The organism is Streptomyces sp. NPDC057877, assembly GCF_042796855.1.
Lineage (GTDB): Bacteria > Actinomycetota > Actinomycetes > Streptomycetales > Streptomycetaceae > Streptomyces.
This window is the reverse complement of the sequence record NZ_JBHVMS010000011.1, coordinates 1-16,778: the sequence shown is the minus strand read 5'-3', so window position 1 is coordinate 16,778 and position 16,778 is coordinate 1. Positions and strand designations below refer to the sequence as shown.

Here is a 16,778-nt window from a genome sequence, read left to right as displayed (position 1 = left end):
GGGCAGTGTCAGTGGCAAACCGTAGGCTCGCCCCTGATGACCAGGACACCCACCACCCCCAGCGACCGTCACGCCGTACGCACCCTCCTGCGCCTGTGGCCGTATGTCCGGCCGGTGCGGGCCCGGCTGTTCACCGCCGCGTTCGTCGCGATCGTCGCGTCCTGCACGGGGCTGGTGATCCCGCTCGTGCTGAAGTGGATCGTGGACGGTCCGGTCGCCGACCGGGACCCCGCGGGGGTGTGGCTCGGGGCGCTGTACCTGCTGCTGCTCGGCTTCGCGGAGGCGCTGCTGTTCGGGCTGCGGCGGTGGCTGGTGGCCCGGCCGCTGGCCGGGGTCGAGGCGGAGATGCGGGCGGATCTGTACCGGCGGCTGCAGCGGCTGCCGGTCGCCTTCCACGACCGGTGGGCGTCGGGGCAGTTGCTGTCCCGGGGGACCACCGATCTGATGCTGCTGCGGATGTTCCTCGCCTTTCCGCTGACCTTCCTGCTGGTCAACGGCGTCACCATCCTCGTCGGCGTGATCATCATGCTGGCGCAGGACTGGGTGCTCGGGCTGGTCGTCCTCGTGCCCGCGGTGCCGGTGATGATCACCTGCGCGCTCTTCGAGAAGCGGTACGCCGTCGTGGCGCGGCGGGCGCAGGACCAGGTCGGGGACCTCACGACCGTCGTCGAGGAGAGCGTCCTCGGCATCCGGATCATCAAGGGCTTCGGACGCCACCGCAGCCAGGCGCGGGCGTTTCGTGAGCTGTCCCGGACGCTGCGGGGGACCGAGCTGCGCAAGGCGCGGCTGCTGGCGGCGATCTGGGGGGTCATCATCACGCTGCCGGAGCTGGCCATCGGGGCGGCGCTGGTGGTGGGCGTGGTGATGGTGGCCGACGGCGGGCTGTCCGCGGGCACGCTGGTCGCCGTCCTGTCGACGGCGCTGGCCCTGCGGTGGCCGGTGGACTCCATCGGGTTCCTGCTGGCGATGAGCCAGGAGGCGGCGACGGCCACCGAGCGGTACTTCGAGGTGATGGACGAGAAGGTCGAGGAGGAGGCCAGGGGTCCCGGTGCCGCGCCGTCCGGGCCCGCGCCCGATTCCGGGCTCCGCTTCCACGACGTCAGCTTCCGCTACCCCGACGCCCCGCCCGGCTCCCCGCCCCTCCTGCACCACATCGACCTGCACATCCGCCCCGGCGAGTCCATGGCCCTGGTCGGGGCCACCGGCAGCGGGAAGACGACCCTCACCGCGCTGCTCCCCCGGCTGCACGAGGTGACCTCGGGCAGCATCACCCTCGACGGCGTCGACATCAGGGACATGTCCCGCGAGGAACTCCGCGAGAAGGTCGCCGTCGCCTTCGAGGAGCCCACCCTCTTCTCGGCCAGCGTCGGTGAGAACGTCCTCATGGGGGCCGACGGCGCGGCGGGCCCGGCCGAGCTGAACCGCGCGCTCTCCGTCGCGCAGGCCGAGTTCGCGCACGCGCTCCCGCGGGGGACGGACACCCAGGTCGGCGAGCAGGGCCTCAGCCTCTCCGGCGGCCAGCGCCAGCGCCTCGCGCTCGCGCGGGCGGTCGTCGGACAGCCGGAGTTCCTGGTCCTGGACGACCCGCTGTCCGCGCTGGACGTGCACACGGAGGCCGCCGTGGAGGCCGCGCTGCGGCAGGTGCTCGCGGACACCACCGCCCTGATCGTGGCGCACCGCCCGTCGACGGTCCTGCTCGCCGACCGGGTGGCGCTGCTGTCCGGCGGCCGGATCACCGCCGTGGGCACGCACCACGAACTGCTGCACAGCAACGCCGAGTACGCCCATCTGATGTCCGGGGAGGACGACGACCGATGACGGCCCCTACGACATCCGCCCCCGACAAGGAGCAGGTGGACGAGGACCAACTGCCCGGCGACGCCACCGGCGACCCCTTCGACCGCGACGTCCTGCCCACCCCGCCCGGCGCCACGGGAACGCTCCTGCGCTCCCTGCTCACGCCGATGAGGGCACGGGTGGCGTTCACGACGGTCCTGCTGCTGCTCCAGCAGGCGGCCGTGCAGGCGGGCCCGCTGCTGGTGGCGTACGCCATCGACCACGCCGTACCGGCGTTCCGCGACCACGACCAGGGGCCGCTGGTGGCGGTCGGCGTCGGCTATCTGCTGTGCGCGCTGGCGTCCGGCGGGCTGCAGTACGGGTTCATCGTGTCCGCCGCGCGGGTCAACCAGGACGTACTGCTCGACCTGCGCGGCCGGATCTTCCGGCACGCCCAGGCGCTGAGCATCGACTTCCACGAGCGCTACACCTCGGGACGGCTCATCTCCCGCTCCACCGCCGACGTCGAGTCACTGCGCGAACTGCTGGACGAGGGCCTCCAGGAACTGATCAGCGTCATCCTGTCCTTCGTCTACATCGCGGCGCTGCTGCTCTGGCTGGACCTGGGCCTGGGCGCGGTCGCGGTGGCGTCGTTCGTGCCGCTGTACGGGATGGTGCGGCTGTACCAGCGGCGGGCGCGGCGGGTGTACCGGGCGCGGTCGACGGCGATCGCCGCGGTGATCGTGAAGTTCGTGGAGACGATGAACGGCATCCGCCCGGTGCGCGCCTTCCGCCGGGAGGCCGCCAACGACGCCGACTTCCGGGTGCTGAACCGGCGGCACGAACGCACCAACGGCGACGCGCTGCTGGAGATGGCCCGCTATGTGGTGGGCTCCCGGCTGATCGCCAACACGGCCGTCGCGGGGATCGTGCTGTGGGGCGCCTACCGGGTGGCGGACGGCACGCTGGCGCTCGGTGTGCTGGCGGCGGCGGTGCTGTATCTGCGGCGGCTGTACGACCCGATCGACCGGCTCGGCATGTTCCTGAACTCCGCCCAGTCGGCGGGCGCCTCCCTGGAGAAGATCGCGGGGCTGCTGGCGCAGACGCCGTCGGTGCCGGAGCCGTCGACGCCGCGCGAGCTGCCCGAGCGCAGGTCGGCCCAGCCGGGGCGGGAGGTCGTCTTCGACGGCGTGCGGTTCGCCTACCGCACCGGCGGCGAGGTGCTGCCCCGCTTCGACCTCACCCTCCCGGCCGGGCAGACGGTCGCGGTGGTCGGCTCCACCGGCGCGGGCAAGTCGACGCTGGCCAAGCTGGTCGCCCGGTTCTACGACCCCACCGAGGGCCGGGTCCTGCTGGACGGCGTGGACCTGCGCGACCTGCCGGTGCCGGAGCTGCGGCGCGGGGTGGTGATGGTGACGCAGGAGGCGTTCCTGTTCTCCGGCACGGTCGCCGAGAACATCGCCATCGGCCGCCCGGAGGCGTCCCGCGAGGAGATCGAGCAGGCCGCGAAGGCCATCGGCGCGCATGACTTCATCACCGCCCTGCCCGACGGCTACGACACCGACGTACGCAAGCGGGGCGGCCGTATCTCGGCCGGTCAGCGGCAGCTCGTGGCGTTCGCGCGGGCACTGCTCGCGGACCCGGCGGTGCTGATCCTGGACGAGGCGACCAGTTCGCTGGACGTGCCCGGGGAGCGGGCGGTGCAGCGGGCGATGGCGACGGTGCTGAAGGGGCGTACGGCGGTCGTCATCGCCCACCGGCTGTCCACCGTCGAGATCGCCGACCGGGTGCTGGTCATGGAGCACGGCCGGGTCGTCGAGGACGGCACCCCGGCCGAACTGATCGACGGCACGGGACGGTTCGCGGATCTGCACCGGGCGTGGCGGGACAGTCTGGCGTGAGCGCGAAGCGATGGGCACCGGGCGTCGACGCCCACGGCGACCCGGGGACGCCGGACTGCCGGAGCGGCGGGCGGTACCTGTGGTGGCTGGTGCGGGCGCAGAGCGGACGGTCGGTGGCCGCGGCGGTGCAGGGGACGGTGTCGCTGGCCGCGGCGGCGCTGGTGCCGTACCTGATGGCGCGGGCGATCGACGACGGGCTGGAGGCGGGCTCGCCCGGGGCGCTGGCGGGCTGGGTGGCCGTGCTGGTGGTGGCGGGGATGGTGATCTCCTGGCTGGACATCACGCGGCACCGCACGATGACCCGGGTGCGGATGGACGCCAACTTCCGCACGGTGAAGGTGGTGCTGGCGCAGGCGGTGCGGCTGGGGGCCTCGCTGCGGCGGCAGGTCGCGGCCGGTGAGGTCGTCACGATCGGCGTCGGTGACGTCCAGACCATCGCCACCGCGCTGACGGTGGTCGGCCCGGGGGTGGGCGCGGTCGCCGCGTACGTGGTGGTGGCGGTGCTGCTGCTCGCCGTGTCGCCGCTGCTGGCGGCGGTGGTGCTGCTCGGGGTGCCGGTGACCGGGGTGCTGGTCGGGCCGCTGATGGGGCGGTTGCAGGGCGTGGAGACGGCGTACCGGGAGCGGCAGAGCGTGCTGACCGCGCGGATCGGCGATCTCGCGGGCGGGCTGCGGGTGCTGAACGGGCTGGGCGGCAAGCGGCTGATCGCCGACGCGTTCGGCCGGGACTCGCGGCGGCTGCGCGCCGAGGGCTACCGCGTCGGCGCGGTCACCAGCTGGATCCAGGCGCTGGGGCTCGGGCTGCCGACGGTGTTCCTGGCGGTGGTGACCTGGCTGGCGGCGCGGCTGGTGGTGCGCGGCGACATCACGGTGGGCGAGCTGGTGTCGGTGTACGGGTACGTGGCGGTCCTCGTGGTGCCGGTGGCGTACTTCCTGGAGTTCGGCAACCAGGTCAGCCGGGGTCTGGTGGCGGCGCGCCGGGTCGTACGGTTCCTGCGCCTCGAGCCGATGGCGGACACCGGCGCGCGGGACGCCCCGGCAGAACCGGCGGCGCTGTACGACCCGGCGTCGGGCGTGCGGGTGCTGCCCGGACGGCTGACCGCGCTGGCGTGTGCGCGGCCCGTGGACGCGTCGGAGGTCGTGGACCGGCTCGGGCGGTACGTCCCGTCGGACGCCGTCTGGGGCGAGGTGCGCCTCGACGAGATCCCGCTGCCGCGGCTGCGGGACCGGATCCTGGTCGCGGACCACGAGGCCGACCTGTTCGCGGGCACGCTGCGCGAGGTGGTCGGCGGCAGACGGCGGCCCAGCGCGGCGGCGCTCGCGCGGGCGGTCCACGCCGCCGTCGCCGACGACATCGTGCAGGGCCTGCCGGACGGCCTGGACTCCCGTGTCGACGCCCAGGGCCGCAACCTCTCCGGCGGTCAGCGGCAGCGGGTGCGGCTGGTGCGGGCGCTGCTCGCGGAGCCTGAGGTGCTGCTCGCCGTGGAGCCGACGTCCGCGCTGGACGCCCACACCGAGGCGGCGGTCGCCCAGCGGCTGCGGGCCGCGCGGGAGGGCCGTACGACCGTGGTCACCACCACCTCGCCGCTGGTCCTCGACCAGGCGGACGTGGTCTACCACCTGGTCGACGGCAAGGTGTCCGCGAGCGGCACGCATCAGCGGCTGCTGGCGGACGATCCCGGTTACCGGGCGCTGGTGGCGCGGGACACGGACGCCGAGGAGGCCGTTTCATGACGACCGGGGACAGCGGGCGAGGCCGTACGGGGGTCCCCTCATGACCGGGGACAGCGGGCGAGGCCGTACGGGGGTCCCGTCATGACCGAGGACCGCGGGCGACTGCCCGTCGCCGGGCGGGTCGAGGTGCGGCGGGCGGCCGGGCGGCTGATCCGGGCGGACGGGCGGGCGTTCGCCGGTGTGCTGGCGCTGAACGCGGCGGCGGCCGGGGCCGGGCTCGCCGGGCCCTGGCTGCTGGGGCGGATCATCGACGAGGTGCGGTCCGGGGCCGGGGTGGCCGTGGTGGACCGGCTGGCGGTGGGCATCGTCGGGTGCGCGCTGGCGCAGTTGCTGTTGGCGCGCTGGGCGCGGTACGCGGGCCACCGGTTCGGGGAGCGGACGCTGGCCCGGATCCGGGAGGGGTTCGTCGGGCGGGCGCTGAAGCTTCCCTCGTCGGTGGTGGAGCGGGCCGGGACCGGGGACCTGACGGCGCGGGGCACCGCCGACGTGGCCGCGGTCGGCACCACGCTGCGGGACGCCGGGCCCGAACTGCTCGTCTCCTCCGTACAGGCGCTGTTCCTGCTCGGCGCGGTCGTGGCGCTGGATCCGCTGCTGGGCGCCATCGCCGTCCTCACCCTCGCCCCCGTCTGGTTCGCGGTGCGCTGGTATCTGCGCCGGGCGCGCGCCGCCTATCTCGCCGAGGGCGCGGCCACCTCCGATGTCGCGGAGATCCTCGCGGCCAGCGCGGCGGGCGCCCGCACGGTCGAGGCGTTCGGGCTCCAGCGGGAGCGGACGGTGGCGAGCCGGGAGGCGCTGGAGACCGCGCGCCGGACCCGGCTGCACACGCTGTGGCTGCGCAGTGTGTTCTTCCCCGCGGTGGACTTCAGTTACGTCCTTCCGGTCGCCGGGGTGCTGCTGTGCGGCGGCTGGCGGTACCTGGAAGGGGAGCTGAGCCTGGGCGCGGTGGTGGCGGCGGCGCTGTATCTGCGGCAGTTGACGGAGCCGCTCGACCAACTCCTTATCCGCATCGAGCAGTTGCAGGCCAGCTCCGCGTCCTTCGCGCGCGTGGAGGGGCTCGCGGCGGTGCCCCGGACGGCCGTGGACCGGGACTCCCCCGTGCCCTCGGACGACCTGATCGACGTGACCGGCGCGCGGTTCGCCTACGACCGGGGCGGTGAGGTGCTGCGCGGGGTCGATCTCACGGTGCGGCCCGGGGAGCGGCTCGCGGTGGTCGGCCCGTCCGGCGCGGGCAAGACGACGCTGAGCAGGCTGCTGGCGGGGGTGGACGCGCCGACGGCGGGGACGGTGACGGTGGGCGGGGTGCCGGTGGCGGCGCTCGGCCCGGAGCAGTTGCGCCGCCAGGTGGTGCTGGTCACCCAGGAGCACCACGTCTTCCTCGGCACCGTCCGCGACAACCTCCTGATCGCCGAACCGACGGCCACGGACGAGCGGTTGTGGGCCGCGCTCACCGCCGTCGGCGCGGACACCTGGGTGCGCGAGCTGCCCGGCGGCCTGGAAGCCGAGCTGGGCGCGTCCGGGCACGGCACCGACGGTTCGCAGGCGCAACAGCTCGCCCTGGCCCGGGTGGTGCTGGCCGACCCGCACACGCTGATCCTCGACGAGGCCACGGCGCTGCTCGACCCGACGACGGCCCGGCACACCGAGCGCGCCCTCGCCGCCGTACTGGAGGGCCGTACCGTCATCGCGATCGCGCACCGGCTGCACACCGCGCACGACGCGGACCGGGTGGCGGTGATGGAGGACGGGCGCCTGACCGAACTAGGCACGCACGAGGCGCTGGTGGCGGCGGACGGGGCGTACGCGCGGCTGTGGCGGACGTGGCACGGGGAGACGGCCTGAGCCCCGCCGGGCCGTTCCGTGCGCCCCGGCGGGCCGTTCCGTGCGCCCCAGCGGGCCTTTTCCGTTTATCGAACGTGAACTCCCGGACAACGAACGATATCCAGCCAATCTCTTGACGCGCTCCTGACAGAAACCGCGCTCTCCTGCCACGCTTCCCACGGCCCCGCACCCCACGCACCACCGCTCTGCCCGGACGGCCCACCTGCCGTCCGGTCTCCCCATGGCCGCGTGACCCGTGGCCAAGCAGAAGGAGCCAGTGTGAGCAGCCACCCCCACAGACCCACCCCCACCCGCGCCCTGCGCCGCCGCGCCGCGGCCGTGGCGCTGGCCGGTGTCGCCGCCCTGATCGCCACCGCCGTCCAGTCGGGCGCCGCCACCGCCGCCCCCGGACAGGCACCGTCCGCGGCGGGCAAGGCCGATCCGGGCGCCCTCCCCGTCAAGCTCACCCCCGCCCAGCGCGCCGCGCTGATCCGCGAGGCGCAGACGGGCAGCGCGGACACCGCCGGGGAACTGGGTCTCGGTGCCAAGGAGAAGCTCGTCGTCAAGGACGTCCTCAAGGACCGCGACGGCACCCTGCACACCCGCTACGAGCGCACCTACGCCGGTCTGCCCGTGCTCGGCGGTGACCTGATCGTGGAGACCTCCGCGTCCGGCGCGGTCGAGCGCGTCGCCCGCGCCACCCGGGCCGCCGTCAAGGTGCCGAGCCTGACGGCCGAGGTCGACACCGCGCACGCCGAACGGCAGGCGCTGAACGCGGCGAAGGCCGAGGACGCCAAGAGCCCCGACGTCAACCGCGAGCCCCGCAAGGTGGTCTGGGCGGCGGACGGCAAGCCGGTCCTCGCCTACGAGACCGTCGTCGGCGGCTTCCAGCACGACGGCACCCCGCAGGAGCTGCACGTCGTCACCGACGCGAGCACCGGCGAGAAGCTGTACGAGTGGGAGGCCATCGAGACCGGCACCGGCCACACCGTCTACAGCGGCACCGTCCCGCTGACGACCACCCAGTCCGGCTCCTCGTACAACCTCACCGACGGCGCCCGCGGCAACCACCGCACGTACAACCTCAACCGCGGCACCTCCGGCACCGGCACCCTGTTCTCCGGCTCGGACGACGTCTGGGGCGACGGCACCCCCGCCAACGCCGAGTCCGCCGCCGCCGACGCCCACTACGGCGCCGCGCTGACCTGGGACTACTACAAGAACGTGCACGCCCGCAACGGCATCCGCGGCGACGGCGTGGGCGCCTACTCCCGGGTCCACTACGGCAACAACTACGTCAACGCCTTCTGGTCCGACAGCTGCTTCTGCATGACCTACGGCGACGGCGCGAGCAACTCCAACCCGCTGACCTCGATCGACGTCGCCGGGCACGAGATGACCCACGGCCTGACCTCCAACACCGCGGGCCTGGTCTACAGCGGCGAGTCCGGCGGCCTGAACGAGGCCACCTCGGACATCCTCGGCACCGCCGTCGAGTTCTACGCGGCCAACTCCTCCGACGTCGGTGACTACCTCATCGGCGAGGAGATCAACATCCGCGGCAACGGCACCCCGCTGCGCTACATGGACCGGCCCAGCCAGGACGGCTCGTCCAAGGACAGCTGGTACTCCGGGATCGGCTCGATCGACGTGCACTACTCCTCGGGCCCCGCGAACCACTTCTTCTACCTGCTCAGCGAGGGCAGCGGCACCAAGACCATCAACGGTGTCACCTACAACTCCCCCACCTCGGACGGCCTGCCGGTGACCGGCATCGGCCGCGCCAAGGCGGAGCAGATCTGGTTCAAGGCGCTCACCACCAAGTTCACCTCCACCACCAACTACGCCGGAGCCCGCACCGGCACCCTCGCGGTCGCCGGTGAGCTGTACGGCACCACGAGCGCCGAGTACAAGGCGGTGCAGGACGCCTGGGCGGGCGTGAACGTCGGCACCCGCTCCGGTGGCGGCGGCGAGACCGGCACGTCCTTCGAGAACACCGCCGACGTGTCCATCCCGGACAACGGCGCCGCGGTGACCTCCGCGATAGCCGTCACCGGCCGCGCGGGCAACGCGCCCTCGGCCCTCCGCGTCACCGTCGACATCGCGCACACCTGGCGCGGTGACCTGGTGATCGACCTGCTGGCCCCCGACGGCACGGCCTACCGCCTGAAGAACTTCTCCTCCTCCGACTCGGCCGACAACGTCCAGGAGACCTACACCGTCGACGCCTCCTCCGAGACCGCCAACGGCACCTGGCAGCTGCGGGTACAGGACCAGGCGCGCTACGACACGGGCTACATCAACAGCTGGAAGCTGACGTTCCCGTAAACCCCCCACCGGCGCGCGCCACCGGCGGCGACCGGGGTCCCCGTGGCCCCGGTCGTCGCCGTACCCTTGTGTCCCATGTCTGGGACGGATGGGTCGGAGTTCACCTACGACGACGTCGGCGCGACCCGTGAGCCGGACTTCTGTCCGCCCGGGTTCCACCGGCTGCACGTACGCACCCGCATCGGCGAGGGCGAGGCGGTGTTCCGGCGGGCGGCGGAGGCGCTGGGCACCTGGGAGCTGCACCGGTCCATGGGTGTGGGCATGGACACCGCCGCCGACCGCGCGGCCCCCGGCGTCGACGTCACCGTCCGCCTCGCCGGGGTGGTGAGGGCACCCTGCCGGGTGGTGTGGACCCTCGACGAGGCCCGCCGCTCGGGCTGGGCCTACGGCACCCTGTCCGGCCACCCCGAGTGCGGCGAGGAGGCCTTCGTCGTCGACCGCACCGGCGACGGCACGGTCTGGCTGACCGTACGGGCCTTCAGCCGCCCGGCCAAGTGGTACACCCGCGCGACCGGCCCCGCCAACCGCGGGTTCCAGCACGCGTACGCGCACCGCTGCGGCAAGGTGCTGCGGCGGTTGTGCGCGCCGCACGAGGAGACCTGACCCGGGCTACGCCGGACGCAGCCACACCGTGGCCAGTGGTGGCAGGGTCAGCCGGATGCTCGCCGGGCGGCCGTGCCACGGCACCGGCTCCGGTTTGAGCGGGTCCGGATGGGTGAGGTCGGTGCCGCCGTAGCGGGCGGCGTCGGTGTTGAGGGTCTCGTGCCAGGCGGGGACGTCGTCGGGGACGCCGAGGCGGTAGTCGTGGCGGACGACCGGCGAGAAGTGGGAGACCGCCAGGAGGGGGGTGCCCTCGGCGTCGTAGCGGAGGAAGGCGAAGACGTTGTCGTCGGCGGCGTCCCCGACCACCCACTGGAAGCCGTCCGGGTGGGTGTCCCGCTCCCAGAGGGCGGGGGTCTCCCGGTACCCGGAGTTCAGGTCGCGGACCAGGTCGCGCACGCCCCGGTGGTCGGACTCCGCGCCGTACGCCGGGTCGAGGAGCCACCAGTCGGGGCCGTGCGCCTCGGACCACTCGGCGCCCTGGGCGAACTCCTGGCCCATGAAGAGGAGCTGCTTGCCCGGGTGGGACCACATGAAGCCCAGGTAGGCGCGGTGGTTGGCGCGCTGCTGCCACCAGTCGCCCGGCATCTTCGACACCAGGGAGCGCTTGCCGTGCACCACCTCGTCGTGGGAGATGGGCAGCACGTAGTTCTCGCTGTACGCGTACACCATCGAGAACGTCATCTCGTGGTGGTGGTACCTGCGGTGCACCGGCTCGTGGGACACGTACTCCAGTGAGTCGTGCATCCAGCCCATGTTCCACTTCAGGCCGAAGCCCAGGCCGCCGAAGCCGCTCGGGCCCTTGTGGTGGGTGGCGCGGGTGACACCGTCCCAGGCCGTGGACTCCTCGGCGATCGTCACCACACCAGGTGCCCTGCGGTACACCGTCGCGTTCATCTCCTGGAGGAACGCCACCGCGTCCAGGTTCTCCCGGCCCCCGTGCTCGTTCGGCACCCACTGGCCCGGCTCGCGCGAGTAGTCCAGATACAGCATCGACGCCACCGCGTCCACGCGCAGGCCGTCGATGTGGAACTCCTCGCACCAGTACACCGCGTTCGCGACCAGGAAGTTGCGTACCTCCCGGCGGCCGTAGTCGAACTCCAGCGTTCCCCAGTCCGGGTGCGCCGCCCGCAGCGGGTCCTCGTGCTCGTACAGCGGACGGCCGTCGAACTCCGCCAGCGCCCAGTCGTCGCGCGGGAAGTGCGCGGGCACCCAGTCCATCAGCACCCCGACGCCCGCGCGGTGCAGCGCGTCCACCAGGTAGCGGAAGTCGTCCGGGGTGCCCAGCCGGGCCGTCGGCGCGTAGAAGCCGGTGACCTGGTAGCCCCAGGAGCCGCCGAAGGGGTGCTCGGCGACCGGCATCAGCTCCACATGGGTGAAGCCGAGGTCCTTGACGTAGGCGGGGAGCTGCTCGGCGAGTTGCCGGTACGTCAGGCCCGGACGCCAGGACGGCAGGTGCACCTCGTACACCGACAGCGGCGCCTCGTGCGCGGGGCGCCCGGCGCGTGCCGCCATCCACTCCTCGTCCCGCCACTCGTGGTGCGCGGCGCACACGATCGACGAGGTCGCGGGCGGGTTCTCGGTACGGCGGGCCAGCGGGTCGGCGCGCAGGGTCCTCGAGCCGTCCGGTCGGGTGATCTCGAACTTGTACAGCTCGCCCTCGCCGACCGCGGGCACGAACAGCTCCCACACCCCGGACGAGCCGAGCGACCGCATCGGGAAGCCGGTGCCGTCCCAGAAGTTGAAGGTGCCCGCCAGTCGGACGCCGCGCGCGTTAGGCGCCCACACCGTGAAGCGGGTGCCCGTCACCCCCTGGTGCGTCATCGGCTCCGCGCCCAGCGCCCGCCACAGCTGCTCGTGGCGTCCCTCACCGATCAGGTAGAGGTCCAGTTCACCGATCGCGGGCAGGAGGCGGTAGGCGTCCTCCGTCTCCTGGACCGTTTCCTCGTACGTCACCAGCAGCCGGTACTCCGGGACCTCCCGCAGGGGCAGCAGCCCGGAGAAGAAGCCCTCCCCGTCGTCGTGCAGCTCTGCCCGCAGCTCCCCGGCGAGGACCGTGACCGACAGCGCGTACGGGCGGAAGGCCCGGAAGGCCACCCCGCCGGGCACGGGGTGCGCACCGAGTACCGCGTGCGGGTCGTGGTGCGTGCCGGAGAGGAGACGGTCGCGGTCGGCGGCGGGGATCGCGGGGGAGACCTCGGGGGTCCGGGCGGCGGCTTTCGCGGGGGCCTTCTTGGCGACCGCCTTTTTGGCCGTCGCCTGCTTGGCCGTCGCCTGCTTGGCCGTCGCCTGCTTGGCCGTCGTTTTCTTGGCCACGGCTGTCTTCTTGGCCACGGTCGTCTTCTCGGCCACGGTCGTCTTCTTGGCCACGGCCGTCTTCTTGGCCACGGCCGTCTTCTCGGCCACGGCCGTCTTCTTGGCCACGGCCGTCTTCTTCGCGGCCGTCGTCTTGGCCGGTGCCTTCTTCGCCGGGGCCGTCTTCTTCGCCGGGGTCTCCTTCTTCCCCGCCGTTTTCTTCGCGGGCGCCTTCTCCCCCGTCGCCTGTTTCGCGATCGTCTTCTTCGTCGCCGCCTTCTTCGTGGTGGCCTTCTTCGTCGCCGCCTTCTTGGCGGCGGCCTTCTTCGCCGAAGACGAGGCCGAGCCCTGCGCGGGCACGGTCGGCTTCTGCACGGCCTTCTCTTCGGCCGGGGTGTTCGGGCTCGAACCGCTGGACGGGGGGCGGGGGGTCACGGACGGAGCCTCCTAGTTGGGTCAGGTCAGTTGCGGTGCGGCCAGGCGGCGTACCGCCGCCAGCGGGACCGGGAGCCAGTCCGGGCGGTGCCGGGCCTCGTAGACCACTTCGTACACCGCCTTGTCGGTCTCGTAGGCGCGCAGCAGCACCGGGTCGGTGCGCGGGTCGCGGCCGGTTATCTCGGCGTACCCGGAGCAGTAGGCGGCCCGGCAGGTCTGCGCCCAGCCGGACACCCCGGGCTGGACCGAGTGGGCCGCGTAGTCGAAGGAGCGCAGCATTCCGGCGATGTCCCGGACCACCGGCTGCGGCATCCGGCGCTCGGCGAGCGGCTTGGCGGGCTCGCCCTCGAAGTCGATCAGCCACCACTGCCCGGAGGGGGAGCGCAGACACTGCCCCAGGTGCAGGTCGCCGTGGATGCGCTGGGCGGTCCAGGTGGTGCCCTCGGCGGCCAGATCGGCGAGCGCGGTGAAGGCGGTGCGCAGGCCGGGGGCGTACGGGCGCAGCGCGGGCACGGCCTGCGCGGCGGCGTCGAGCCGCTCGGCCATGCCCCCGATGAGCACGTCAAGCTGGGGCGCCCCCAGGGTGGCGGTGGGCAGCGCGTGGGCCAGCGCCGTGTGCACCTCGGCCGTGGCCCGGCCCAGCGCCCGCGCCTCCGCGCCGAAGTCCTGGCCCTTGGCCAGCTCACGCAGCGCCAGCTCCCAGCCGTCCGCCGCGCCCTGGAGGTACGGCTGGAGCACACCGAGGACGTAAGACTGCCCGCCCAGCTCCGCCGACATCCACGCCGTCGGCGGCGGCACCCGGGGGCAGCCCTCGCGGGCCAGGGCGAGCGGCAGCTCCAGGTCGGGGTTGACGCCGGGCACGATCCGGCGAAGCAGCTTCAGGATGAACGTATCTCCGTAGACGACCGAGGAGTTGGACTGTTCGGCGGTGCCCAGGCGGGGCACCAGGCCGGTCCTGATCTCCTGCCCGCCGTCCCGGTCGAAGCGCAGCCCGCCGATGCGGGCCCGGGTGCGCAGGGCCTCCAGGAGCACTTCGGCGGGCCGGGGGTCGTACAGGGCCTCGTACACCGTGCGTCCGGCGAGCGGGCCGCCGGTCACATGGCCGATCAGCGCGGGCGCGAGCCTGGGCGGCAGCGCCTCGCGCGCCCCTATCAGCAGTTGGTAGCAGTCGCCGGGGGCGGGCGCGGCGCCCTGCGCCGGGGTGAGCGGCTGATGGACCTGGACGAGCAGGTGGTACAGGCCGAGCTTGCCCCCGGCGGGCAGGAGTTCGGTGGCCGCCACCAGCGAGAATCCGGCGACCGGGCGCCCCTTGCCCGCGAACCAGCGTTGCCGTGGCAGCCAGTCCCGCAGCAGGGGGTCGAGCGACGCGAGGAGGCCGGGGCTGGGTGTCGTGACGGGGCGGGTGACGGCGTCCGACATGGCGAGCGTCCTTTCCCCGGGGGCGAGGTCGGGGTTACTGATGCGTGCCCAGGGCGGGACGGTGGAAACCGCCCCGCGACTGGGTCTCAGGGGGCTTCCTTGCGGAGCCGGAACCAGTAGAAGCCGTGACCGGCCAGGGTCAGCAGGTACGGCAGTTCACCGATCGCGGGGAACCGCACCCCGCCGATCAGCTCGACCGGGTGGCGTCCGGCGAACTCCCGCAGGTCCAGCTCGGTGGGCTGGGCGAAGCGGGAGAAGTTGTTCACGCAGAGCACCAGGTCGTCGCCGTGCTCGCGCAGGAACGCCAGCACGGCCGGGTTGGAGGACTGGAGTTCGGTGTACGAGCCCAGTCCGAAGGCGGGGTTCTGCTTGCGGATCTCGATCATCCGGCGGGTCCAGTGCAGCAGCGACGAGGGCGACGCCATCGACGCCTCGACATTGGTGACCTGGTAGCCGTAGACCGGGTCCATGATCGTCGGGAGGTAGAGCCGTCCCGGGTCGCAGGAGGAGAAGCCCGCGTTGCGGTCCGGCGTCCACTGCATGGGGGTGCGGACGGCGTCGCGGTCGCCGAGCCAGATGTTGTCGCCCATGCCGATCTCGTCGCCGTAGTACAGGATCGGCGAGCCCGGCAGGGACAGCAGCAGGGCCGTGAAGAGTTCGATCTGGTTGCGGTCGTTGTCCAGCAGCGGGGCGAGCCTGCGGCGGATGCCGATGTTGGCGCGCATCCGTGGGTCCTTGGCGTACTCCGCGTACATGTAGTCGCGTTCTTCGTCGGTGACCATCTCGAGCGTCAGCTCGTCGTGGTTGCGCAGGAAGATGCCCCACTGGCAGCCGGACGGGATGGCCGGGGTCTTGGCCAGGATCTCCGAGACCGGGTACCGGCTCTCCCTGCGTACCGCCATGAAGATGCGCGGCATGACGGGGAAGTGGAACGCCATGTGGCACTCGTCGCCGCCGGAGGAGTAGTCGCCGAAGTAGTCGACCACGTCCTCCGGCCACTGGTTGGCCTCCGCCAGCAGCACCGTGTCCGGGTAGTGGGCGTCGATCTCCTTGCGCACCCGTCTCAGGAACTCATGGGTAGCCGGAAGGTTTTCGCAGTTGGTTCCCTCCTGCGCGTACAGGTAGGGCACCGCGTCGAGGCGGAAGCCGTCGATGCCCAGGTCGAGCCAGAACCGCAGCGCCGAGATGATCTCCTCCTGGACGGCCGGGTTCTCGTAGTTGAGGTCCGGCTGGTGGGAGAAGAACCGGTGGAAGAAGTACTGCTTGCGCACCGGGTCGAAGGTCCAGTTCGAGGCCTCGGTGTCGACGAAGATGATCCGGGCGTCCTGGTACTGCTTGTCGTCGTCCGCCCACATGTAGTAGTCCCCGTAGGGGCCGTCGGGGTCCCTCCTGGACTCCTGGAACCACGGGTGCTGGTCGCTGGTGTGGTTCATCACGAAGTCGATGATCACCCGCATACCGCGCTGGTGGGCGGCGTCGACGAACTCGACGAAGTCGGCGAGGTCACCGAAGTCCGGCAGCACCGCCGTGTAGTCGGAGACGTCGTACCCGCCGTCCCGCAGGGGTGACTTGAAGAACGGCGGCAGCCACAGGCAGTCCACGCCGAGCCACTGGATGTAGTCCAGCTTGGCGGTGATGCCCTTCAGGTCGCCGATGCCGTCGCCGTTGCTGTCCTGGAAGGAGCGGACGAGTACCTCGTAGAAGACGGCGCGTTTGAACCAATCCGGGTCCCGGTCCTTGGCGGGAGTGTCCTCGAAGGTGTCCTGAACGGGCTCGTTGACGATCATGTTGTGGGTGACCCTCCGATCTGCGGGTTGGACGGTCGCAGGACGGTGAAGACATGCGCGGGCCGTTGGCCCGGCTCCAGGCGCACATAGTTGGCCCTGCCCCAGTGATAGGTCTCGCCGGTGAGCTGGTCGCGCACCGGCACCGACTCGTGCCAGTCGAGGCCGAGTTGCGGCATGTCCAACGAGACCGTGGCCTCCTGGGTGTGGTGAGGGTCGAGGTTGGCGACCACGAGAACCGTGTTCGACCCGGCTCGCTTGCTGTAGACGATCACCGCTTCCTGGTCCGCGTGGTGGAAGTGGATGTCACGCAGCTGCCGCAGGGCCGGGTTCTGCCTGCGGATGGCGTTGAGGCGGGTGATCAGGGGGGTGATGGTACGGCCGTCGCGTTCGGCGGCAGCCCAATCGCGGGGTTTGAGCTGGTACTTCTCCGAGTCGAGGTATTCCTCGCTGCCGTCCTTCAGGGGCTTGTTCTCACACAGCTCGTAGCCGGAGTACACCCCCCAGGTCGGTGACAGGGTGGCCGCGAGCACCGCGCGGACCTCGAACGCCGGACGCCCGCCCTGCTGAAGGTACGCGTGCAGGATGTCAGGCGTGTTGACGAAGAGGTTCGGCCGCATGTACGCCGCCGTCTCCCCCGCCAGCTCCGTCAGGTACTCCGTCAGCTCCCGCTTGTCGTTGCGCCAGGT

General features: G+C 72.4%; 10 protein-coding genes. 6 read left to right on the top strand and 4 right to left on the bottom strand.

The window, feature by feature from the left end:
• Positions 1-36 precede the first annotated feature (36 nt).
• The 6 genes from ACFVQG_RS30355 (at position 37) to ACFVQG_RS30330 (ending at position 10,159) form a co-directional block, all read left to right on the top strand.
• Positions 37-1,818 carry an ABC transporter ATP-binding protein gene (locus ACFVQG_RS30355; protein WP_383389463.1) on the top strand — a complete coding sequence of 594 codons (1,782 nt, stop codon included), beginning with the start codon at positions 37-39 and terminating at the stop codon, positions 1,816-1,818.
• Positions 1,815-3,677, top strand: a complete 1,863-nt coding sequence (locus ACFVQG_RS30350; protein ID WP_383389461.1) for an ABC transporter ATP-binding protein — start codon at positions 1,815-1,817, stop codon at positions 3,675-3,677. The genes ACFVQG_RS30355 and ACFVQG_RS30350 overlap by 4 nt, the downstream gene beginning before the upstream one ends.
• Complete coding sequence (locus ACFVQG_RS30345) at positions 3,674-5,410, top strand: ABC transporter transmembrane domain-containing protein (RefSeq protein ID WP_383389459.1); 1,737 nt, start codon at positions 3,674-3,676, stop codon at positions 5,408-5,410. Before ACFVQG_RS30350 ends, ACFVQG_RS30345 begins: the two co-directional genes overlap by 4 nt.
• Before the next feature lie 81 nt (positions 5,411-5,491).
• Complete coding sequence (locus ACFVQG_RS30340) at positions 5,492-7,249, top strand: ABC transporter ATP-binding protein (RefSeq protein WP_383389457.1); 1,758 nt, start codon at positions 5,492-5,494, stop codon at positions 7,247-7,249.
• Between the two features lie 258 nt (positions 7,250-7,507).
• Positions 7,508-9,556 (top strand): M4 family metallopeptidase, encoded by a 2,049-nt coding sequence (locus tag ACFVQG_RS30335; RefSeq protein WP_383389455.1) that lies wholly within the window; start codon positions 7,508-7,510, stop codon positions 9,554-9,556.
• 75 nt (positions 9,557-9,631) lie between these two features.
• Positions 9,632-10,159 (top strand): DUF1990 domain-containing protein, encoded by a 528-nt coding sequence (locus ACFVQG_RS30330; RefSeq protein WP_383389453.1) that lies wholly within the window; start codon positions 9,632-9,634, stop codon positions 10,157-10,159.
• Positions 10,160-10,165: 6 nt separating this feature from the next.
• Here ACFVQG_RS30330 and glgB read toward each other — a convergent pair whose 3' ends face one another.
• The 4 genes from glgB to ACFVQG_RS30310 all read right to left on the bottom strand — a co-directional run.
• Complete coding sequence (gene glgB / locus ACFVQG_RS30325; protein ID WP_383389451.1) at positions 10,166-12,886, bottom strand: 1,4-alpha-glucan branching enzyme; 2,721 nt, start codon at positions 12,884-12,886, stop codon at positions 10,166-10,168.
• A 21-nt stretch (positions 12,887-12,907) separates the two neighbouring features.
• The gene (locus tag ACFVQG_RS30320) at positions 12,908-14,305 is read right to left on the bottom strand and encodes a phosphotransferase (protein WP_383389449.1); all 1,398 of its coding nucleotides are present in this window, start codon (positions 14,303-14,305) and stop codon (positions 12,908-12,910) included.
• Between the two features lie 86 nt (positions 14,306-14,391).
• Entirely contained in the window at positions 14,392-16,092 is a 1,701-nt protein-coding gene (gene treS / locus ACFVQG_RS30315) for a maltose alpha-D-glucosyltransferase (protein ID WP_383389447.1), read from the bottom strand.
• The coding region (locus ACFVQG_RS30310; RefSeq protein ID WP_383389445.1) for a DUF3459 domain-containing protein at positions 16,089-16,778 on the bottom strand (690 nt) is incomplete at its 5' end. The genes treS and ACFVQG_RS30310, both read right to left, overlap by 4 nt.